Raw genomic sequence first — 21,659 nt, 5'->3', positions numbered from 1 at the left:
ATGAGGTAACCAGGCCAGCATCATGTTCCATCTGATTTTTTCTTCGCTCGACAGCTTCGTTTCAGCCCTGCAGACACTGCTGTATGTCGACGTGGTGCAGCCGCTGCTATACCGCTTCGACCTGATGGACTACGACGAGGACACCTACGACAGCCTGTACTGGGTGATCGTGGGCGTGCTCGAAGTGCTCGCGATGTACGCGATCCTGCGCCCGCTCGAAGCGCTGCGTCCGGTGGAGCAGTGGGAGAGCCGCAAGGCGGTGCGCATCGATGTGCTGTACACGTGGATCGCCAAGCTCGGCATTCTCAACCTGTTCTTTTTCTTCGCGCTGCAGCCGTTCTTCGACAACGTGCAGGGGTGGCTGCGCCTGCACAACATTTCGAATATCGAGTTCGACAATCTGTGGCCCGGCGTCACCACGCAGCCCCTCGTCACGTTCGTGATGTACCTGCTGGTGCTCGATTTCGCGGGCTACTGGTATCACCGCTGGGAACACCGGATCGGCGTGTGGTGGGAACTGCACGCGGTGCATCACAGCCAGCAGCAGATGTCGCTGTGGTCCGACGACCGCAACCATCTGCTCGACGATCTGCTGCAGGCGTCGTTCTTCGCGGTGATCGCGCTGGTGATCGGCGTGCCGCCGTCGCAGTTCGTCGTGCTGGTCGCGATCACAAACCTCGCGCAAAGCGTGCAGCACGCGAACATCCGTCTGTACTTCGGCTGGCTCGGCGAGCGGCTGCTCGTTAGCCCGACGTTCCATCGCCGTCACCACGCCATCGGCTACGGTCACGCGGGGCTGAAGTACGGCTGCAACTTCGGTGTGCTGTTTCCGTGGTGGGACATGCTGTTTCGCAGCGTCTCCTGGAGCCGCGAGATGGAGCCGACCGGCATCAGCGACCAGCTCGAAGGCCGCCGCTATGGCGATGGTTTCTGGGCGCAGCACTGGCTTGCATTCGTGCGCATCGCTGCAAGACTGACGTCGAAACGTCGCCCGGGCGAACGCAACGACGCAGCCGCCGTCTGAGCCGCCTTCGCCGCACGCCGCCGGTTTCCCTGGCGGCGCTTCCCGTGGTTTATCCTGTGCACGTTTGCGCACGCGCTCAAGGCCTGCCGGCCGGTGCGCTGCGCGCTTCGCCTGATTCCTTCGTTTCGTTCACCGACACAGGCTCGCATGAATGATCTGTTGCGCTCGTTCGGGCGCGCGCTTGCCAGCGCGCTCCACCCGCGCATGCTCTGGCTGACCTTCAAACCGTTTCTCGCCGCGACGGTCGGGTGGGGCGTGATCCTCTGGTTTTCCTGGCAGACGCTGGTCGGCGGCACCCGGCTCTGGCTCGATAACTGGTCGTTTACGGTCACGCTTTATCGTCTGTTCGACTGGCTCGGTTTTTCGGCGCTGCATGCGGCGATCGCACCGTTCATCGTGATTGCGATGGTGATTCCGCTGATCGTCGTCACGGTGTTGCTGCTGATCGCCACGCTGTCGATGCCCGCGGTGATCCGGTTCCTGTCCGCGCGCCAGTTTCCGGCTCTGGAAATGCGGCGCGGCGGAACGTGGTACGGTAGCCTCGCTCAGGCGTTGTGGACCACCGTGGTGTGTCTGGTACTGCTGATCGTCACGTTGCCGCTGTGGCTCGTGCCGCCGTTCTTCGCGCTGATTCCACCGCTGCTGTGGGGCTGGCTGACCTATCGCGTGATGAGCTACGATGCGCTCGCATTGCACGCAACGCGCGACGAGCGGCGCGCGCTGGTGCGCCGGTTCCGGCTGCCGCTGCTGTTGATCGGCATCGCGAGCGGCTTGCTCGGTTCACTGCCGACGCTGCTGTGGGCGTCGTCGGTCTGGCTGATCGTGCTGTTCCCGGTGATCACCGCGATGACGATCTGGATCTATGCGTTCATCCTCGTGTTTTCGGCGCTGTGGTTCGGCTACTACTGTTTGCGCGCGCTGCAACGCATGCGCACGGAAGAGCATGGCGGCGTGCGTCAGACGGCGCCCGTTCCTTATTGACTGGTATTGATCAAGCAAAAAGAGGCGGTAATGGCATTTGGCGTCATCATCATCGGCGATGAAATCCTGTCGGGCAGGCGCGTCGACAAGCATCTGCCGAAGGTCATCGAGTTGCTGGGCGCGCGCGGTCTGTCGCTCGGCTGGGCGGAATACATCGGCGACGACCCCGAGCGCATCACGGCGACGCTGCGGCGCACGTTCGCCACCGGCGACATCGTGTTCTCCACGGGTGGCATCGGCGCCACGCCGGACGACCACACGCGCCAATGCGCGGCGGCCGCGCTCGGCGTGCCGCTGGAACTGCATCGGGAGGCCGCGAAGCTGATTCAGGAGCGCATCCGCGACATGTATCCGGCGAACGCGGCGGCGCCGCTCGACCTGGACTCACCGGAAAACCGGCATCGGCTGAATATGGGCACGTATCCCCAAGGCGCATCGATCATTCCGAACGGCTACAACAAGATTCCCGGCTTCTCGATCAGGCATCATCATTTCGTGCCGGGCTTCCCAGTGATGGCGTGGCCGATGATCGAATGGGTGCTGGATACGCAGTACGCGCATCTGCATCACGCGATGCCGCATGCGGAAAAGTCGTTGCTGGTGTTCGAGCTGCCGGAATCGCGCATTACGCCGCTAATGGAAAAAATCGAAAGCGATTTTCCGGGCGTGCGAGTGTTCAGTCTGCCGAGCGTCGGCGATGCGGAACGCGGTGGGGTATATGCGCGCCATCACATCGACCTGGGCGTGAAGGGCGAGCCGGAAGCCGTGGCGGCTGCGTTCGTGAAGCTGCGCGAGGGCGTGCACCTGTTGGGCGGCGATATCGTCGAGCCCGAGTCGATTCCGGCGGCGAAGCCGCGCAGCTGAGGCGCGGCATGTGGCGGGCGGGGGGCGGTTCGAGGCTTCCCGCACCGCAGCGGTTATGCGGCATCGGCTCGGCGCGTGCACGGCCGGCCGGCCGATGCCGATCGAGGCCTGCTGACATCATCGGCCTGACACACTAAGCGCCGACGATGTGTCCATGATGACGCGGCCGCCGACCTGACGGTTTATCACGTGAAAACGCCGCGGTCCTGACACGCAACGGAAGCGGCCGCCGACGTGCAGCCCGGTCAAGCCGCAAGCTCGCGCCGCCCGCTTAGCCGCCGACCCGCTCCATCATTACGCGCCGATCCACGGCAATCCACGAAAGCACCAGCCCGAGACCGTCTTCCGATGCCCCTGGCCGTCCTTGTCGCCTTCGAAGCCTTCCAGCAGGTCGTACGCTTTCGTGAAGCCGGCCTGAGTGGCGGCAATCGCGGCGAGCTTCGAGCGCGCGGCGCTGCGGCACAGAAACAGTACCGGCGTATCGTGCGACGCGACCTGATTCACTTGCGCAATGAATTCCTGATTCGGCACCGCGCCCGGGTAGCGCGTCCATTCCACGTGCGCGTACTGCCCGTCGCCGATGAGCGGGCGGCCGACCCAATCGAGTTCGGCACGGGTGCGCACGTCGACGAGACGTGTGCGCGGATCGAGTTGCAGCAGTTCGAACGCCTCGGCGGGCGATACCGCGCCTGCGTAGGGCAGTTGGTTCTCGGTGCGGCGGGTCTCCGCCTGGGCGTACAGCTGTTCGAGCGTGCTCATGAGCGCCAATCTCCTTCGGACCAAATGAATATTCTAGCGCGCGGCGTGCACGCCGCGCGCGCCGCCTGCCGGGCGACCGGGCGCGCTGGTTTCCAGAAACTGCGCGCGCAATTGTGGTGCATTTTTGCATGGATGCACCAAAATATAATTAACCGCCGCCCGCACGGTACTGGGTGCACTAATGTGGTGCGACAGCCATCGCGCCAATATGAGGGCTGCATGGCGTTCGGTGCGTCCATTCCCCGTCGACGCGCGCGCGGTATGCCTTTGCGCCGCCTTGGCCCATACATGGCACAGAAGCTGCTTTATTGGTGCCGATCGATTTGTCCGGGCCAGTTTCTGTTCATTCGCGACGTTTGAGGGTGGACGCGCCGGGACGGGTCAGCTAGATTGGGCGGCGGCTGAATCCGCCGAATTCGTTAATCAGGAGATAGGTTATGAGTAAATCCGTGGCCGACGTCGTTCAACTCGTCAAAGACGAGGACGTCAAGTTTGTCGACTTCCGTTTCACCGACACGCGCGGCAAAGAGCAACACGTTTCGGTGCCGGTGTCGGCATTCGATGAAGACAAGTTCGAAAGCGGCCATGCGTTTGACGGTTCGTCGATTGCCGGCTGGAAGGGCATCGAAGCATCGGACATGTTGCTGGTCCCGGACGCGAACACGGCGTTCATCGACCCGTTCTATGAAGAATCGACCCTCGTGCTGACCTGCGACGTCGTCGAACCGGCTGACGGCAAGGGCTATGAGCGCGACCCGCGCTCGCTCGCGAAGCGCGCTGAAGCATACCTGAAGAGCACCGGCCTCGGCGACACCGCCTTCTTCGGTCCGGAACCGGAATTCTTCATTTTCGATTCGGTCCAGTGGAACACGGACCAGTCGGGCTGCTTCATCAAGATCGGTTCGGAAGAAGCACCGTGGTCGTCGGCGAAGGAATTCGAAGGCGGCAACACCGGCCACCGTCCGGGCACGAAGGGCGGCTACTTCCCGGTCGCCCCGGTCGACACGTTCCAGGACATCCGTTCGGAAATGTGCCTGTTGCTCGAACAGATCGGCATTCCGGTCGAAGTGCATCACCACGAAGTCGCAGGCCAGGGCCAGAACGAAATCGGCACGAAGTTCTCGACGCTGGTGCAACGCGCCGACTGGCTGCAGCAGATGAAGTACATCATCCACAACGTCGCGCACACGTATGGCAAGACGGCGACGTTCATGCCGAAGCCGGTCGTCGGCGACAACGGTTCGGGCATGCACGTTCACCAGTCGATCTGGAAGGACGGCCAGAACCTGTTCGCAGGTAACGGCTACGCAGGTCTGTCGGAATTCGCGCTGTTCTACATCGGCGGCATCATCAAGCATGCTCGCGCGCTGAACGCAATCACGAACCCGGGTACGAACTCGTACAAGCGTCTCGTGCCGCACTTCGAAGCACCGGTCAAGCTGGCCTACTCGGCACGCAACCGTTCGGCATCGATCCGTATTCCGCACGTGTCGAACCCGAAGGGCCGTCGTATCGAAACGCGTTTCCCGGATCCGCTGGCGAATCCGTACCTGTGCTTCTCCGCGCTGATGATGGCGGGTCTGGACGGCGTGCAGAACAAGATTCACCCGGGCGAAGCCGCCGACAAGAACCTGTACGACCTGCCGCCGGAAGAGGATGCAAAGATCCCGACCGTGTGCGCCGGCCTCGATCAGGCTCTCGACTCGCTCGACGCGGACCGCGAATTCCTGACGCGCGGTGGCGTGTTCACGGACTCGATGCTCGACGCGTACATCGAACTGAAGACGGGCGAGCTGCAACGCTATCGTCAGTCGGTGCACCCGATCGAATTCGAAATGTACTACTCGCTGTAAGCGGCCATGGCGCTTCGCCCTTTACCCGGCGAAGCGCTTTGCCCGACGCTCGCGATCGGTCACGAAGGGACGGCGGCGCCGTCCCTTTTTCGTTAGACCGCGCATCATTTTCGCGAGTCGCTTTTGCGTTGCCCGGGTAGTGAGCAACACAAAAGCGGCATACCTGATTTTTCACCATCTCCTACCGGCCAGACTGCAAGATGGTTCTCAAGAATCTGATCAAGGCAAGGAAAGGGCACGAGCAGTCGCTCTCGGACGATGCGCAACTCGTGAGTTCCGGTTTGCTGCCGGGCTTCGAGACGTTGCCGACCGTCGTGCTGGTGCTCGACAAGCGAACGCTGCGCGTCGCGTTCGCGAACCCGTCGGCGGAGTCGATGCTGGAAATGTCGCGCAGGCAACTGACGCAGATGACGTGGCCGGACATCTTCTCGAATGCGGATGAACTGGTCGCGACCATCACCGCGATCGCCGCGCACCGTTTTCACGCGACGCATCTGGACGCCGTGCTCGAGCGTCCCGGCCACGAACCGCTGCACGTGCATGCGATCGTCGGCTTTCTGGAGAGCGCGCAGGACTACGTGCTGCTCGAGCTGTTCGAGAACGAGCGGCATCTGCGTACGGACCGCGAAGAACGCATCAACGACCTCACTGCGGTCAACAAGCAACTGATCCGCAATCTCGCGCACGAGATCAAGAATCCGCTCGGCGGGATTCGCGGCGCGGCGCAACTGCTCGAGTTCGAACTCGGCGAGCGTCAGCGCGACGAATTGCGCGAGTACACGCAGGTGATCATCAAGGAGTCGGACCGGCTGCAAACGCTGGTCGATCGCCTGCTCGAACCGCACCGTCATCCGCACATCGTCGGCGACGTGAACATTCACGAAGTGTGCGAGCGCGTGCGCCAGGTGATTCTCGCGGAGTTTCCGCGCGGCCTCACCATCGAGCGCGATTACGACGTGAGCGTGCCCGACCTGCGCGGCGACAAGGAGCAACTGATCCAGGCGCTCCTGAACATCGTGCGCAATGCGGCCGAAGCTCTGCGCGAACGTATCTCGCAAGGCGATGCGCGGATCGAATTGCGCACCCGCATCGCGCGCAAGATCACGATCTCGAAACGCTTATGTAAGCTGGCACTGGACTTGCATATCATCGACAACGGCCCGGGCATTCCCGAAGAAATCCGTGACCGCATTTTCTATCCGCTCGTGTCGGGGCGCGAGGACGGCAGTGGTCTCGGTCTGACGCTCGCGCAGACGTTCGTGCAACAACACGACGGTCTGATCGAAGTGGACAGCCGGCCGGGCCACACCGAGTTTCAGATTTTGCTGCCGCTCGACTGCTAACCCCACACGCATTTCAAGACTTCTGACCGACCCATATGAAGCCGATCTGGATAGTAGACGACGATCAATCGATTCGCTGGGTGCTCGAAAAAGCGCTCGCCCGCGAAAACTTCGCGACTCGCAGCTTCGCGAACGTCCGTGAGGCCTCGGCCGCGCTCGATCACGACAGCCCGCAGGTGCTGGTGTCCGACATCAGGATGCCGGGCGGCTCAGGCCTCGAATTGCTGCAAACCGTACGCGACAAGGTGCCGGGCCTGCCCGTCATCATCATGACGGCGTTCTCGGATCTGGATAGCGCGGTCGCCGCATTCCAGGGCGGGGCATTCGAGTATCTCGCCAAACCGTTCGACGTCGACAAGGCGGTCGAACTGATCCGCCGCGCCGTCGACGAAAGCATGCGCGGCGAACAGCCGTGGGACGAGCGCGTCGCCGAAGCGCCCGAAATGCTCGGCCAGGCGCCGGCGATGCAGGACATGTTTCGCGCGATCGGCCGCCTGTCGCATTCCGCGGCCACCGTGCTCATTACCGGCGAATCAGGCACCGGGAAGGAACTGGTCGCGCGTGCGTTGCACCGACATAGCCCACGCGCGAATGGTCCGTTCATCGCGTTGAACACCGCCGCGATTCCGAAGGATCTGCTGGAATCCGAACTGTTCGGCCATGAGCGCGGCGCGTTCACCGGCGCGCAGGCGATGCGCCAGGGACGTTTCGAGCAGGCCGAGAACGGCACGCTGTTTCTCGACGAAATCGGTGACATGCCGTTCGATCTGCAGACGCGTCTGTTGCGGGTGCTGTCGGACGGGCAGTTCTATCGCGTCGGCGGTCACAACCCGCTGCGCGCGAATGTGCGCGTGATCGCGGCGACTCACCAGAATCTCGAGTCGCGCGTACGCCAAGGGCTGTTCCGCGAGGACTTGTACCACCGGCTCAACGTGATCCGCCTGCGCTTGCCCGCGTTGCGCGAGCGCAGCGAGGATATTCCGCTCCTCACGCGGCACTTCCTGCAGAAGAGCGCGCGCGATCTCGGCGTCGAATCGAAGCGCGTGTCGGAAGACGCGCTCGCCTATCTCGCGTCGCTGCCGTTTCCAGGCAACGTGCGACAGTTGGAGAATCTCGCCAACTGGCTCACGGTGATGGCGCCAGCGCAGACCATCGAGATCAAGGACTTGCCGCCTGACCTCGGTCCCGCGCAAGCCGGCGTCAGCGATCTCACCGGCGGCGTGGCGGCCGGGGCAGGGGCAGGCGACGAGGGCTTCGCCGGCAGCGCGCCGGTCAACGGCGCGAGCGCCGCGGCGCATCCGTCCGGCGCGGCGGGTTCGCCGGTCGCGACCGCGGTGAGCGCGTGGGAAGGCGGCTTGCGCACCGAAGTCGCGCGGCTGTTGCGCGAAAACTCGGCGGACGTGATGGACGAACTCGCTCGCCGTTTCGAAGCGGCGGTGATTCGCGAGGCGCTCGACTTCACGCGCGGACGCAAGGTCGAGGCGGCAGAGCGCCTGGGCATCGGCCGCAATACGATTACGCGCAAGATCCAGGAACTCAATCTCGAGCCCTGAGCAAAGTGTCGTTGCAGCGGCGGGGCGGGGCGCGAGTCGCCTCGGCTTGCCGTTGCGGCGCTAGCCGATATCGCCCGTTATCCGGGCCGCGGTTCCCACAAGGCATAATCAACGCTGTTTTCATTCGACAGCCGACGATGCCCGCTCCTCTGAACTCTCCCGCTCCTTTCTCCTGGCCGCTTTCCCCCGATCCGTTCCTGTCGCTCGAAGCACTCGACGACCCCGCCGCGCTCGCGTGGGTCGAACAGCAGAACATCCGCACGCGCGCCGCGTGGTGCAGCGGCGCGCAGTTCGAGTCGCTCAGGCAGCGGCTCGCCGACGCGTATCTGCCGCGCGAGCGTCCGGTGATTCCCGATCGGTGGAAAGACTGGGCTTACGATCTGTGGCAGGACGAGCGCAATCCGAAGGGCATCTGGCGGCGCACGACGTGGGCGGAATGGCGCAGCGGTGCGCCGGTCTGGCAGAACCTGCTCGACTTCGACGCGCTCGGCGCCGCTGAAGGTACACCATGGGTGTGCGTCGAACTCGACATTCTTTATCCGGACGGCGATCGCGCGCTGATCACGATGTCGCCGGGCGGATCGGACGCGCAAGTGGTGCGCGAGTTCGACATCGACGCGCAGCGTTTCGTCGACGACGGCTTCGTGATCGCGAAGGCCGGCAAGCACACGGCGTCGTGGATCGATCGCGACACGCTGTACGTCGGCTGGGACAACGGCCGCAAGACGCTGACGCGCTCCGGTTATCCGCGCGACGTGCGGCGCTGGACGCGCGGCACCGCGCTCACCGACGCGCCGGTGGTGTTCAGGGGCGCGTTCGGCGATATCGGCGTGGAGGCGAACTACGATCCGGTGGAGCGGCGGCATACGGTGGTGAGCAGCGTCGATTTTTTCGGCTCGCATACGTATTACCTCGATGGCGCCGAGGGTGCTGATGGCGCGATCGACGCGTGGCGTCAGTACGACGTGCCCGCGCACGTCGCGGTGGGCGGCTGGCAAGGCTGGCTGCTGCTCGAACCGCGTCTCGACTGGGATAGCGACGGTGCGCATTATCCGGGCGGCGCGTTGCTGGCGATCCGCGAGGACGCGTTCCTGCGCGGCGAGCGCGACGTGCTGCCGCTGTTCATGCCGACGCCGCTGACCTCGGCCTGCGAGTGGACGCATACGCGCAATCACCTGATCGTGTCGTACCTCGACGACGTGCAGAACAAGACCTTGCTGTGGACACCGTCGCAAGACGCGGATCACGCATGGCATTGGCAGCAGCGCCTCTTTCCAGCGCATGCCGACGCACAGTCCGACGTGTCGCCTGTCGAGCCGACGCTCAACGACGAAGTGTTCGTCGATACCGATGACTATCTGCAACCGCCGGCGTACTGGCTGGCCGACCTCGCGAGGGACGACCTGAGCGAGTGGGAGTTGATCGACCGGTGGCCGACCCAGTTCGATGCGACGCGCTTCTGCGTCACGCGCGGGCATGCGGTGTCGGCGGATGGCACGCGGGTGCCGTATACGGTGATCGGGCCGCGCGCTGCGCAATCGTTCGAACCGTCGCATGGTCCGCGCCCCTGCCTCTTGAGCGGCTACGGCGGCTTCGCGATTCCGCTCCTGCCGAGCTATCTGACCGGGCAGGGCATCGGCTGGCTGGAGCGCGGCGGCGTGTACGTGGTCGCGCATATTCGCGGCGGCGGCGAGTTCGGCACGCGCTGGCACACGGCGGCACAGGGCGAGCAGCGCCAGCGCGCATTCGACGACTTCATCGCGGTCGCCGAGGCGCTCATCGGCACCGGCGTGACCAGTGCGGCGCAGCTCGGCATTCAGGGCGGCAGCAACGGCGGTTTGCTGGTGGCGGCGTGCATGGTGCAGCGCCCCCAGTTGTTCGGCGCGGTGGTGTGCGAAGTGCCTTTGCTCGATATGAGCCGCTATCACCTGCTGCACGCGGGCGCGTCATGGATCGACGAATACGGCGACCCGGACGAGCCCGACGAAGCGCGCGTGCTGGCCGCTTACTCGCCGTATCACCGCGTGTCGGCGGGTGTCGCGTATCCGCCCGTGCTGTTCACCACCTCGACTGCCGACGATCGCGTGCATCCCGGCCACGCGCGCAAGATGGCCGCGCGCATGCAGGCGCTCGGCGAGCCTGGCGCAGACAGGGTCTGGTATCGGGAGAACACGGAAGGCGGGCACGGAGGCTCAGATGAGCTGGAGCAGGCCGAGCATGACGCGATGGTCTTCGAATTTCTGTGGAGCGTGCTGGGCGGTTTTGCGCAGGCCGACGCGGCGGTGTAGGGCAGCGCGCGTTGCGCGTGGTGCGAGGCGTTAGCTACGCGCCCGCAGCAGCATCGAATCGGCGGATCAGCCGAGCTGCGCGAAGACCGGCGCGTGATCGGACGGCTGTTCCCATTTGCGCGGCACCTTGTCGATATCGCACGCCGAGCATACGTCGGCCAGCGGCTTCGACAGCAAGATGTGGTCGATGCGCAGCCCCGCATTGCGGCGGAACGCCATCATCCGGTAGTCCCACCACGAGTAGATCTTCTCCGGCTGTTCGAATTGGCGGAACGCATCGAGCAGGCCGAGTCCGATCAGCCGCACGAACGCGGCGCGTTCTTCCGGCGAAACGAGGTTCTGGCCTTCCCATGCTTTCGGATCGTGCACGTCGCGATCGTCCGGCGCGATGTTGTAATCGCCGAGCAGCGCGAGCTTCGGATGCAGCGCCATTTCGCTCGCGATCCAGTCGTGCAGCGCCGCGAGCCAGCGCAGCTTGTACGCGAACTTGTCGGTGCCCGGCGCCTGGCCGTTCGGGAAGTAGGCAGAGATGATGCGCACGCCATCGATGGTGGCCGCGATCACGCGTTGCTGCGGATCTTCGAAGCCCGGGATGTTGCGCACGATACTGCTTTCGTCGACGTCGAGCCCGTCGCGCACCAGAATGCCGACACCGTTATAGGTTTTCTGGCCGGCATACCAGCTGCGGTAGCCTTTCTCCGTGAGTTCGGCGCGCGGAAACTTCTCGTCTGGCAGCTTCAGTTCCTGGAGACACAGCACGTCGGTGCCGCTGGTTTCGAGCCAGTCGATCACGTGCTGCTGGCGGACTTTAAGAGAGTTGACGTTCCAGGTGGCGATTTTCATGACATTCTCACATTCTTGCCGGGCAAGGTTTCGTGGGGGCCTCGACCCCTCGTTTTGCTCGAGCGCTCAGGTTTGCTGCCTGTCGCGGGGACGACGGCCATTCGACTCATCGCGCGGCTGACGACGCGCTTGATTGGCGCAGGCGATTGCAGTTGTCCCGCATCTTATCGCGCGAGAGCGGGGCCGGCGAAAATTGCTCGCGCGGCGCCGCAAAAATAAAAGCGCGATGCCCGGATGTCGCGGCGTATAGTGGGACCACACACTTTCGCACGATTGCGAGTCGGAGAGTCATCATGGCCGAACTTTACCCCGCCCTTTATAAGGACTTCGAAGTGCATCCGCTGGTGTTTTCGCGGGCGTTCGACAAATTCGACGGCCACAAGCGGCACGCCGAGGGCTACGACGTCGCGGTGCGCGTATGTCGTCCGGGCGCGATCAGCGGATCGAAAGCGAGTCGCGTGTTTCGCCTCGTGCTGCCCGCCACGATCGCGGATTTCGGCGTGGCCAAACGCAGCGCGAGTCAGTATGGCGCGGACATCATCGATGGCAAGGTGGAAGGCGCGACGGTCCAGGATCTTTGAGGCGTTTCATGAACGAGTGCCTCTGTGTATGCGATCGTTCGGAAAATAATGCGCGCAATGGTTTGACGTATTGCGAACAGCCAGATATAATCTTTTTTCTCTGACGCGGGGTGGAGCAGTCTGGCAGCTCGTCGGGCTCATAACCCGAAGGTCACAGGTTCAAATCCTGTCCCCGCAACCAACGCATTACATGGCTTTGCAAGATTTCAGGTGCTTATGCAGTAGATGGCGAAGCCATCAGAAATCTGGCAAATCCGTTGTGACAAAAGCCCGCGCTAGCGGGCTTTTTGTTTTGCGGTTTCTGACGGCTTCACCCCGTTGTCTTTCTCTTGCCATCTGCTGACTTCGTCACGGACGACCGCACATGCGTCGTGTGCCTTTATCAGCCCCTTTTGCTGAGCCGCTTGTCGCGAGTCGCCGGAAGACCGCGAGAAGCGGGGACGTGCCGAACCCCCGAACGAAGCGTAAAAGCAGGGCGTTCCCGCGAGATCTGCTTCAGGCAGTCATGCCCCCGTCGACACCCAGTTCCCACCGCTGACAAAGCTGCTGTCGGCCGTGGCCAGAAATAGCGCAGCAGCAGCCACTTCTTCGCGCAGCCTAAATAAGTGGTCGGTTCTGATCCTCACCGTGTTGTGCGCGAAGCCGTCCCGGTTCAACGCGAAAGCGACGCCTCGACCCGATCACTCACAGGGTGCTAATCGAGGCTCTACGACGCCTCGAGCGAAACGGCCTCGACAATCGTCGTGTTCTAGCGTCGCCGCCGGTGGCCGTCGAATATTCGATCACGCCGTTGGGGCGGTCGGGCAAACATGGCGGCAGTATTGAAAAAGCGCAAACAGCCTTTGACGAGCGGTCCGCCTGGGACATCCATCATATGGATACCGAAATATGTTTCAGATTGCGACCGCGTAAGCGCTATGTCTAGCGTGACCTTCACGCTGAACGCGACGCACGATTTATGACTTGCGCCCACCCCTCTTTTTTTGTGCGTAGATCAGAGCGCCGGTTTCGACGGGGATGAACGGCGCCTGAAAATGATCGATCAGAAAATCGATGAATGCTCGCGCGCGCGCCGTCTGGTTGCGCTGGTTGGGATAGTAGACAAACAGATCGGCGGACGGCAGTTCCGTGTCTGGCAAGACCAGCCTTAACCTGCCGCTCTGAACATACTTCGCCAGATCCCATTCGGAACGAATCAGGATCCCATGCCCGTCGAGCGCCCAGCGCAGCACGATGTCGCCATCGTTACTCGACAGCGCGCCTTTGACTTTCAAAGCCTCGGTGTGGTCGCCCTGCATGTACCTCCAGACGCCATAGGCATCATTGTTCTGGCGATGAATGATGCAGCGGTGGCGGGCGAGGTCCTCGACGCGCTCCGGTGTCCCGAAACGCTCCAGGTATTTCGGGGAGGCGCAAAGAAAACGGCGGTTACTCATGATGCGCCTCGCGCTCAGCCGGCTATCGGGAAGCTCGCCGAAACGGATCGCCATATCGAACGCCTCCTCGACCAGATCGATGGGCCGGTCGGTCACTTCGAACTGGATTTCGACATTCGCAAACCGCTTAGCGAAGTCTGACACGAGGGGCGCGATGGTCGTGCGCCCGAAGCCGAGCGTCGCATTGATCCGCAACAGCCCGTGAGGGTCGGACCTGGCGCCCGATATCTCATCTTCCATCTGTCGGACCTGCCCGACGATTTGCGTCGCGTAGCGCAGGTAGGTCTCGCCCTCCGGCGTGAGACTGACGCTTCGCGTCGTCCGGTTGACCAGCCGCACCCCCAGTTTCTGCTCGATCGACCCCAGCCGTTTGGTGGCGGCCGGCGGAGTGAGATCGAGCGCACGCGCGGCTCCCGACAGGCTTTTTAGTTTGGCGAGGAGGACGAAAAACTCGAAATCGGATGCCGGGTCGGTTGGCACGCTGGTTGTGCACCTAAAGTAAAAAATGAAATGAATGCAAGTGAATTCTAACGCCTCGATTCGCGGATAAGCTGCTTTCCATCGCACTCAGACGCATGCAATGCGTGCCCAAACTCAGGAGACATGTCATGAGAATCGTGGAAATCCGCGAAAAGACCGTTCCGATCAGTTCCCCGATCCGCAATGCCTATATCGACTTCAGCAAGATGACGCTGAGTCTCGTCGCCGTGGTGACGGATGTCATCCGCGACGGAAAGCCGATCGTCGGTTATGGCTTCAACTCCAACGGCCGCTACGGTCAGGGCAAGCTGATGCGCGAGCGTTTCATTCCGCGCCTTCTCGAAGCCGATCCCGCCACGCTCGCCAACGACGCCGGCGACAACCTCGACCCGCACAAGATCTGGGCGACCATGTTCACCAACGAAAAGCCCGGCGGTCACGGCGAGCGCTCGGTTGCGATCGGCACGATCGACATGGCGATCTGGGATGCCGTGGCAAAGATCGAGGGCAAACCGCTGTTCCAACTGTTGGCGGATCGCTATGGCAACGGCCAACCCGACCGTAAGATTTTCGTGTACGCGGCGGGCGGTTACTACTACCCAGGCCAGGATCACGGGAAGCTGAAAGACGAAATGCGCAGTTATATCGACCGTGGCTATACGGTCGTGAAGAAGAAGATCGGCGGCGCCTCGCTCGACGAAGACCTGCGTCGCATCGACTCGATCCTGAGCGTGCTCGGCGACGGGCAGAAGTTGGCCGTCGATGCCAATGGCCGTTTCGATCTCGACACGGCGGTCCGGTACGCGAAGGCGCTCTCGCAATACGACCTGTTCTGGTACGAGGAGCCGGGCGATCCGCTCGACTACGAACTGCAGGCGACCTTGCGCAACTACTACGACAAACCGATGGCCACCGGCGAGGACCTGTTCTCGATGCAGGATGCCCGCAACCTGATTCGCTACGGCGGTATGCGTGCGGACCGGGACTGGCTGCAGTTCGACTGCGCGTTGAGCTACGGCCTCGTCGAATATCTGCGTACGCTCGACATGCTGCATCAGCATGGCTGGTCACCGAGCCGCTGCATTCCGCACGGTGGCCACCAGATGTCGTTGAACATCGCGGCCGGCCTGGGTCTCGGCGGCAACGAATCCTATCCCGACCTGTTCCAGCCGTATGGCGGCTTCCCCGACGGTGTGAAGGTGGACAACGGCTACATCACCATGCCCGATCTGCCGGGTATCGGCTTCGAAGGCAAAGCTGATCTGTTTGCCGAGATGCAGAAGCTGTCAGCCTAGGCCGTCAACTGGTAAGCGCGCCGACGCAGGCGCCGGCGCGGCGTTCACAAAAGTAGACAAAAGGAACGCAGGCAAGATCGGTCCGTGCCCACCGCAGTGGGAAATCCCGCTGCGAGTGCTCGACCCGACTTTCATTAAAAGATGCCACGCATAGGAGACAGTCATGCGGGTTTCAAAGATCGGAAAATATCTTTCCAGGCTCTATGTACAGGTTCTGATCGGCATTGTCGCCGGCGTCCTCGTCGGCCATTTCTATCCTGACGTCGGTTCCCAACTCAAACCACTTGGCGACCTGTTCATCAAACTGATCCGGATGCTGCTTGCTCCGATCATTTTCGCCTCCGTGGTCGTCGGTATCGCTCGCATGAGTGATCTTCATGAGGCCGGTCGCGTCGGCGTCAAGGCGGTCATCTACTTCGAAATAGCATCGACGATTGCGCTTGCTGTCGGCCTCATCATCGTGAACGTGATCAAACCGGGCAGCGGCATGAACATCGACCCCGCGCATATCGACAGTTCCGCGATTGCCGCCTACACCCACGCAGCACGGCAGCACGGCATGCTCGAGTTCTTCATGAGCATCGTTCCGAACAGCATTGTCGGAGCGTTCGCGAATGGGGATATCCTGCCAATCATCTTCTTTTCACTGCTGCTGGCCATCGCACTCGCCAGGCTCGGTCCCCGAACCGCGCCGTTCGTCGACATGCTCGACATGTTCCTTCAGGGCATGTTCGGCGTCGTGCGAATCGTGATGTACGTCGCGCCGATTGGAGCGTTTGGCGGCATGGCATTTACCATTGCGAAGTACGGCATCGGCACGCTCGCGTCATTCGGCCAGTTGATGCTGTGCCTCTATCTGACTTCGATTTTCTTCGTGGTCGTGGTGCTTGGACTGGTGATGCGGATGAGCGGGCTGTCGTTGTGGAAGTATCTCCGCTACATCAAGGACGAAATTTTCATCACGCTCGGCACGGCGTCGACCGAAGCGGTGCTCCCCCAAATGCTGATCAAAATGGAAAAGATGGGGTGTTCACGGCCCGTGGTCGGCATGGTATTGCCCACCGGCTATACCTTCAATGCCGATGGCACCGCGATCTACCTGACCATGGCTTCGATGTTCATTGCGCAGGCGATGAACATCCACCTGAGCCTCTGGGACCAGTTGCTGCTGCTCGGCGTGTTGCTGCTGACGTCCAAGGGATCTGCGGGTGTAGCGGGGGCCGGATTCGTCGCGCTGGCTGCCACGCTGGCCTCAATGCACAAGATCCCGGTGTCCGGGTTGGTGCTGCTGCTGGGAGTTGACCGCTTCCTCAACGAGGCGCGTGCCGTCACGAACCTGATCGGCAACGGCGTGGCGACGATCGTGGTCGCACGATGGGAAGGGGCGATCGACATGAACAAGGCCCGAGCCATGCTCGACCGTGTCAATACGAGCATTGACGCACAGGAGTCCACCGACGAAGCGTTGGTGGATCGAACGCATCCGAAAGACACCATTATCCGGGCCCATACGCATTGAGTCGTGCAGTCAATTTCATCACGCGTATCACCGCCGTGACCACGCAATCTGACAAAGCGAATTTCGCGAGTCAGCTCTGGATTACCCCGACTCCCGGCGCCGGCGAGGCTCGCGATCACCCCGGTGAAATGGATGATCAACCAGCGCGACTTCCCGTCGGTCTACTCGCCGGGCGTCGCGTTCGCGTGCGAGGAAATCAGGGGCGTACGCGTAGCGATATACGCAGCCGACAGGTTGAGGACCACACTGCAATTCCTGCTCGCGACGATGGCCGTGCGGAGATAGGGGCGGCAGGTCTGCCGCATTGACTGGCTTGTTGTGCGCGAGGCGCAGTTCCGCCAGTCATCAGCCGCGCGGCTGATGGGTATCAATCGCCCATTCCACCGCCGCTTGCGCATGCAGCGCGGTCGTATCGAACACCGGCAGCGCGCAATCTTCCGGCTTGATCAGCAACGTGATTTCAGTGCAGCCGAGAATCACCGCCTGCGCGCCACGCTCGGCCAATGTTTGGATCACACCTTGATACACCGCTCGCGACGCATCCTGCACATTGCCGTGACACAGCTCGTCGTAAATGATGCGGTGCACGTCGGCCCGGCCGGCTTCATCGGGAACGAGTGTTTCGAGGCCGTAGTGCTCGCGCAGGCGGCCCGTGTAAAACGTCTGTTCCATCGTATAGCGCGTGCCGAGCAGGCCAACCCGTTCGACACCGGCAGCCCGCAGCGCTTCGCCGGTCGGATCGGCGATATGCAGGAACGGCACCGTGATCGCCTGCTCGATCGACTCGTACACGCGATGCATCGTGTTGGTCGCGAGCATCACCAGATCGGCGCCGCCGCGTTCGAGCTGGCGCGCGGCATCGGCCATCTGCTGACCGAGCGCGTTCCAGTCGCCCGCGCGCTGGTTCGCCTCGATCGGCGCGAAGTCGACCGTCAGCATCAGACTGCGGGCGTTGTGATGCCCGCCGAGCCGCGCCTTCGCATGACGGTTGAGGAGTTTGTAATACTCGGTGGACGACTCCCAGCTCATCCCACCAATCACGCCGATCATTTTCATCTGCCTGCTCCGTGAACGGGTGACGGCTGCCGGAGCGCCCGGCATGCACCGTCCTGAACGCCGAGTATAGGCGCGCGGCGAAGCATGTAGCCGGTACGGATTGCGCGCCGCGCGCCGGTACGGAAGCCGGGGCGGGCATCCGGATAAAACACCGCACGACCTTTTCTGTCGTCGATAGAATCGTAACCACCCAGAAGCGGGCAAAGGGAGAGACAGATGGATCTGATCATCCGCCGCGCGATGCTGCCGTCCGGCACCGCGCCACAGGACAGGCAACCGGTCGACATCGGCATCGATGCGGGCCGCATCGTCGCCGTCGAGGCGAACCTCGCCGCGAGCGCGGGCGAGGAAATCGATGCAGCGGGTTCGCTCGTCGCGCCGCCGTTCGTCGATCCGCATTTCCACATGGACGCGACGCTGTCGTACGGCTTGCCGCGCGTGAACGCGTCGGGCACGCTGCTCGAGGGCATTGCGCTGTGGGGTGAGCTGAAGCCGGAACTGACGCAGGCGGCGCTCGTCGAGCGCGCGTTGCAGTATTGCGACTGGGCCGTCGCGCGCGGCTTGCTGGCGATCCGCAGCCATGTCGACGTGTGCGATCCGCGCCTGCTCGCGGTCGAGGCGCTGCTCGAAGTGAAGCGCCGGGTCGCGCCGTATCTCGATCTGCAACTGGTGGCGTTTCCGCAGGACGGCGTGCTGCGCAGCGCCGGCGCGTTCGAGAACCTCAAGCGGGCGATCGCGATGGGCGTCGACGTGGTCGGCGGCATTCCGCATTTCGAGCGCACGATGGCCGACGGCGCGCAGTCCGTGCGCCTGCTGTGCGAGTACGCGGCGGAGCAGGGCTTGCGCGTCGACATGCATTGCGACGAATCGGACGATCCGCTGTCGCGCCACATCGAAACGCTGGCGGCCGAAACGCAGCGGCTCGGTTTGCAGGGGCGCGTCACCGGCTCGCATCTGACGTCGATGCATTCGATGGACAACTACTACGTCAGCAAGCTCCTGCCGCTGATGCGCGAGTCGGGCGTCGCCGCGATCGCGAATCCGCTCATCAACATCACGCTGCAGGGCCGCAGCGACACTTATCCGAAACGGCGCGGCATGACGCGCGTGCCGGAGATGATGGCGGCCGGCATCAACGTCGCGTTCGGTCATGACTGCGTGATGGACCCGTGGTACAGCCTCGGTTCGGGCGACATGCTCGAAGTCGCGCACATGGGCCTGCACGTCGCACAGATGACGGGCGTCGACGGCATGCGCGCGTGCTTCGACGCGGTCACGGTGAATGCCGCGCGGATTCTCGGTCTGGAAGGCTATGGCATCGCGCCGGGATGCGCGGCCAATCTGGTGCTGCTCGACGCGCGTGATCCGGTCGAGGCGATTCGCCTACGCGCCGCGCGGCTCGCGGTGGTGAGCCGTGGCAAGGTGGTGAGCCGCGCGCCGGCTGCGCGGGCGGCGCTATCGCTCGAAGGGCGGCCGGCGCAAGTGGACTTCAAGCTGCATCGCGGCTAACGGGCTGGCGCGGCGCGGTAAGTCTGCGATTTGTGCGCGTAGGCGTTAGCGCAGGAAAAAGCCGGCGCCTGCTCACGCAGGCCGCCGGCTTTGTTTGATGACATCGACATCGACATCGACGGCGCGGCGCACAACAACACGCCGCTCGATGCTTCAACTGGTCAATGCACCGAGCCCGGCGCCATGCCGTTATGGCGTAACAACGCGTCGATATTCGGCTCGCGGCCTCGGAACGCCTTGAACGACTCCATCGCCGGACGGCTGCCGCCCACCTCCAGAATCTCCTTGCGATAGCGCATGCCGGTCGTCTGATCGAGCACGCTGCCGCTCGCGGCTTGCGCCGCTTCTTCGAACGCGGCGTACGCGTCGGCGGACAGCACTTCAGCCCACTTGTAGCTGTAGTAACCCGCCGCATAACCGCCCGCGAAAATATGGCTGAACGTATTCGGCCAACGCGAGAACGGTGCTTGCGGCACCACGTGGAAGCGTTCGTTGATCTCGCTGGCGAGTTCGGTGGCGCTCTTCGTGCCGCTCGCGTCGAAGCCGGTGTGCAGTTGCATGTCGAACATCGAGAACACGATCTGACGCAGCGTGCCCAGACCGCTCTGGAAGTTCTTGGCGGCCAGCATCTTGTCGAACAGATCGCGCGGCAGCGGCTTCGCCGTTTCGACGTGCGAGGTCATGTCGCTGAGCACGTCCCACTCCCAGCAGAAGTTCTCCATGAATTGCGACGGCAGTTCGACCGCGTCCCACTCCACGCCGTTGATCCCAGACACGCCGAGTTCATCGACGCGCGTGAGCATGTGATGCAACCCGTGGCCGAACTCGTGGAACAGCGTGATGACTTCGTCGTGCGTGAAGCAGGCGGGCTTGCCGCCCACCGGCGCCGAGAAATTGCAGGTCAGATACGCGACCGGCGTTTGCACGCCGCCATGCGAGTGCTTGTGACGGCCGCGCGCATCGTCCATCCAGGCGCCGCCGCGTTTGCCTTCGCGGGCATACAGGTCGAGGTAGAACTGCGCGACCAGACCGCCGTCCTGATTCTCGACGCGGAAGAAGCGCACGTCCGGATGCCACACGGCCGCTTCGTCGCGACGGATGCGCACGCCGAACAGCGTCTGCGTGACCTTGAAGAGACCCTTGAACACCGCGTCTTCGGGGAAGTACTGCTTGACCTCGTTCTCGGAGAACGAATAGCGCTTCTGGCGCAGACGTTCAGCGGCAAACGTCATGTCCCACGGTTGCAGATCGCTCATGCGGAGTTCGTTCGCGGCGAATTCGCGCAGCTCCTTCCAGTCCTGTTCCGCATGTGGGCGCGCGCGCGTGGCGAGGTCTTCGAGGAACGTCATGACCTGGGCGGGCGACTCGGCCATCTTCGGCGCAAGCGAGACTTCGGCGAAGTTGTCGTAGCCGAGCATATGCGCTTCTTCCGCGCGCAGCTTCAACTGTTCGGCGAGCACCGACGTGTTGTCCCACTCAGGCTTGCCGTTGCCGAATTGCGCACCGAGTTCGGATGCGCGCGTCACGTACGCGCGGTACATCGCTTCGCGCATCGGACGATTTTCCGAGTATTGCATCACCGGGAAGTACGACGGGAAGTGCAGCGTGAATTTGTAGCCGGTCTTGCCTTCGCGTTCGGCCGCTTCCTTCGCGGCTTCCACCACATCTTCGGGCAGTCCGGCCAGTTGCGCTTCCTGGCCCGCATCGACGATGTACGCGTAAGCGTTGGTCGCGTCGAGCACGTGGTCCGAGAAGGCCTTCGACAGCCCCGCCTGCTTTTCCTGCAGCTCGGCGAAGTGCGGCTTCTGGTCTTCCGGCAGTTCGGCGCCGGACAAACGGAAATCGCGCAACGCATTGCCGAGGATCTTCTTGCGCTCGCCGCTCAGCGATGCGAAATCGCTGCTCGCGTTCAGCGCCTTGTACTTCTGGTACAGCGCGAGGTTCTGTCCGACGCTCGACCAGAATTCGGTGACGCGCGGCAGATTTTCGCCGTACACGGCGCGCAGTTCAGGCGTATCGGCGACGGCGTTCAGATGGCCGACCACGCTCCACGCGCGCGACAGCGGTTCGGTGGCGCGCTCGACCGGCTCGACCACGTCGGCCCATGACGCGGGCGTGACCGGCAGCGCGGCGCGCTCGACGGCGGCGGCCGCGTCGGCGAGCAGCACATCGAGAGCGGGCGTCACGTGTTCGGGGCGGATGTCGGCAAAGCGCGGCAGGTCGGAAAAATCGAGGAGCGGATTGTCGTGATGCGAGGGAGTAGTGGACATGAGGC

At 63.1% G+C, this 21,659-nt stretch carries 17 protein-coding genes, 1 tRNA gene and 1 pseudogene; 14 read left to right on the top strand and 5 right to left on the bottom strand.

Features of this window, described 5'->3' with window-relative positions:
* Nucleotides 1–22: 22 nt before the first annotated feature.
* The 3 genes from HV770_RS15830 (at nt 23) to HV770_RS15820 (ending at nt 2,869) form a co-directional block, all read left to right on the top strand.
* The gene (locus HV770_RS15830) at nt 23–1,024 is read left to right on the top strand and encodes a sterol desaturase family protein (protein WP_175160985.1); all 1,002 of its coding nucleotides are present in this window, start codon (nt 23–25) and stop codon (nt 1,022–1,024) included.
* Between the two features lie 147 nt (nt 1,025–1,171).
* Nucleotides 1,172–2,005 carry an EI24 domain-containing protein gene (locus tag HV770_RS15825; RefSeq protein WP_175160983.1) on the top strand — a complete coding sequence of 278 codons (834 nt, stop codon included), beginning with the start codon at nt 1,172–1,174 and terminating at the stop codon, nt 2,003–2,005.
* A gap of 30 nt (nt 2,006–2,035) precedes the next feature.
* On the top strand, nt 2,036–2,869 hold the full coding sequence (locus HV770_RS15820) for a competence/damage-inducible protein A (RefSeq protein ID WP_175160981.1): 834 nt from the start codon (nt 2,036–2,038) through the stop codon (nt 2,867–2,869).
* Nucleotides 2,870–3,163: 294 nt separating this feature from the next.
* Here HV770_RS15820 and HV770_RS15815 read toward each other — a convergent pair whose 3' ends face one another.
* Complete coding sequence (locus tag HV770_RS15815; protein ID WP_175160979.1) at nt 3,164–3,628, bottom strand: rhodanese-like domain-containing protein; 465 nt, start codon at nt 3,626–3,628, stop codon at nt 3,164–3,166.
* A gap of 437 nt (nt 3,629–4,065) precedes the next feature.
* On the opposite strand from HV770_RS15815, the gene glnA reads away from it, so the two are divergent.
* The 4 genes from glnA (at nt 4,066) to HV770_RS15795 (ending at nt 10,665) form a co-directional block, all read left to right on the top strand.
* Nucleotides 4,066–5,481 (top strand): type I glutamate--ammonia ligase, encoded by a 1,416-nt coding sequence (gene glnA, locus HV770_RS15810; protein WP_149668145.1) that lies wholly within the window; start codon nt 4,066–4,068, stop codon nt 5,479–5,481.
* Between the two features lie 200 nt (nt 5,482–5,681).
* Nucleotides 5,682–6,824, top strand: a complete 1,143-nt coding sequence (gene glnL, locus HV770_RS15805; RefSeq protein WP_175160977.1) for a nitrogen regulation protein NR(II) — start codon at nt 5,682–5,684, stop codon at nt 6,822–6,824.
* Between the two features lie 35 nt (nt 6,825–6,859).
* Nucleotides 6,860–8,377: a nitrogen regulation protein NR(I) gene (gene ntrC / locus HV770_RS15800; RefSeq protein WP_175160975.1), complete on the top strand. Its 1,518-nt coding sequence runs from the start codon at nt 6,860–6,862 to the stop codon at nt 8,375–8,377.
* 137 nt (nt 8,378–8,514) lie between these two features.
* The gene (locus HV770_RS15795) at nt 8,515–10,665 is read left to right on the top strand and encodes a prolyl oligopeptidase family serine peptidase (protein WP_175160973.1); all 2,151 of its coding nucleotides are present in this window, start codon (nt 8,515–8,517) and stop codon (nt 10,663–10,665) included.
* 66 nt (nt 10,666–10,731) lie between these two features.
* Here the strand turns inward: HV770_RS15795 and xth are convergent, their stop codons facing one another.
* Nucleotides 10,732–11,508, bottom strand: coding sequence for an exodeoxyribonuclease III (gene xth / locus HV770_RS15790; protein WP_175160971.1), 777 nt, complete (start codon nt 11,506–11,508; stop codon nt 10,732–10,734).
* A gap of 293 nt (nt 11,509–11,801) precedes the next feature.
* Here xth and HV770_RS15785 point away from each other — a divergent pair, with 293 nt between their 5' ends.
* The 3 genes from HV770_RS15785 to HV770_RS39735 all read left to right on the top strand — a co-directional run bounded on the left by HV770_RS15785 (nt 11,802) and on the right by HV770_RS39735 (nt 13,014).
* On the top strand, nt 11,802–12,089 hold the full coding sequence (locus tag HV770_RS15785) for a hypothetical protein (RefSeq protein ID WP_121317276.1): 288 nt from the start codon (nt 11,802–11,804) through the stop codon (nt 12,087–12,089).
* A 104-nt stretch (nt 12,090–12,193) separates the two neighbouring features.
* Nucleotides 12,194–12,270 (top strand) — tRNA-Met (locus tag HV770_RS15780).
* Between the two features lie 510 nt (nt 12,271–12,780).
* Nucleotides 12,781–13,014 carry a winged helix-turn-helix transcriptional regulator gene (locus HV770_RS39735; RefSeq protein WP_217468609.1) on the top strand — a complete coding sequence of 78 codons (234 nt, stop codon included), beginning with the start codon at nt 12,781–12,783 and terminating at the stop codon, nt 13,012–13,014.
* A 31-nt stretch (nt 13,015–13,045) separates the two neighbouring features.
* Here the strand turns inward: HV770_RS39735 and HV770_RS15770 are convergent, their stop codons facing one another.
* On the bottom strand, nt 13,046–14,005 hold the full coding sequence (locus HV770_RS15770; RefSeq protein ID WP_175160969.1) for a LysR family transcriptional regulator: 960 nt from the start codon (nt 14,003–14,005) through the stop codon (nt 13,046–13,048).
* Nucleotides 14,006–14,133: 128 nt separating this feature from the next.
* Here HV770_RS15770 and HV770_RS15765 point away from each other — a divergent pair, with 128 nt between their 5' ends.
* The 3 genes and pseudogenes from HV770_RS15765 to HV770_RS39730 all read left to right on the top strand — a co-directional run.
* A complete protein-coding gene (locus tag HV770_RS15765; protein ID WP_175160967.1) occupies nt 14,134–15,300 on the top strand; it encodes a mandelate racemase/muconate lactonizing enzyme family protein in 1,167 nt (388 codons plus the stop codon).
* Nucleotides 15,301–15,463: 163 nt separating this feature from the next.
* Nucleotides 15,464–16,819, top strand: a complete 1,356-nt coding sequence (gene dctA, locus HV770_RS15760) for a C4-dicarboxylate transporter DctA (protein WP_175160965.1) — start codon at nt 15,464–15,466, stop codon at nt 16,817–16,819.
* A gap of 76 nt (nt 16,820–16,895) precedes the next feature.
* Nucleotides 16,896–17,017, top strand: a pseudogene (locus tag HV770_RS39730) (malic enzyme); the annotation flags it as partial.
* 147 nt (nt 17,018–17,164) lie between these two features.
* Here the strand turns inward: HV770_RS39730 and HV770_RS15755 are convergent.
* Entirely contained in the window at nt 17,165–17,875 is a 711-nt protein-coding gene (locus HV770_RS15755) for an aspartate/glutamate racemase family protein (protein WP_175160963.1), read from the bottom strand.
* A 216-nt stretch (nt 17,876–18,091) separates the two neighbouring features.
* Between HV770_RS15755 and HV770_RS15750 the strand changes: the two genes are divergently transcribed.
* Nucleotides 18,092–19,384 (top strand): amidohydrolase family protein, encoded by a 1,293-nt coding sequence (locus tag HV770_RS15750; RefSeq protein ID WP_175160961.1) that lies wholly within the window; start codon nt 18,092–18,094, stop codon nt 19,382–19,384.
* 161 nt (nt 19,385–19,545) lie between these two features.
* Here the strand turns inward: HV770_RS15750 and HV770_RS15745 are convergent, their stop codons facing one another.
* Nucleotides 19,546–21,654, bottom strand: coding sequence for a M3 family metallopeptidase (locus tag HV770_RS15745; RefSeq protein ID WP_175160959.1), 2,109 nt, complete (start codon nt 21,652–21,654; stop codon nt 19,546–19,548).
* Between the last annotated feature and the right edge of the window lie 5 nt (nt 21,655–21,659).

Origin of the sequence: Paraburkholderia fynbosensis (assembly GCF_902859935.1) — a bacterium.
Lineage (GTDB): Bacteria > Pseudomonadota > Gammaproteobacteria > Burkholderiales > Burkholderiaceae > Paraburkholderia > Paraburkholderia fynbosensis.
This window is presented reverse-complemented; position numbering and strand designations above follow the sequence as displayed.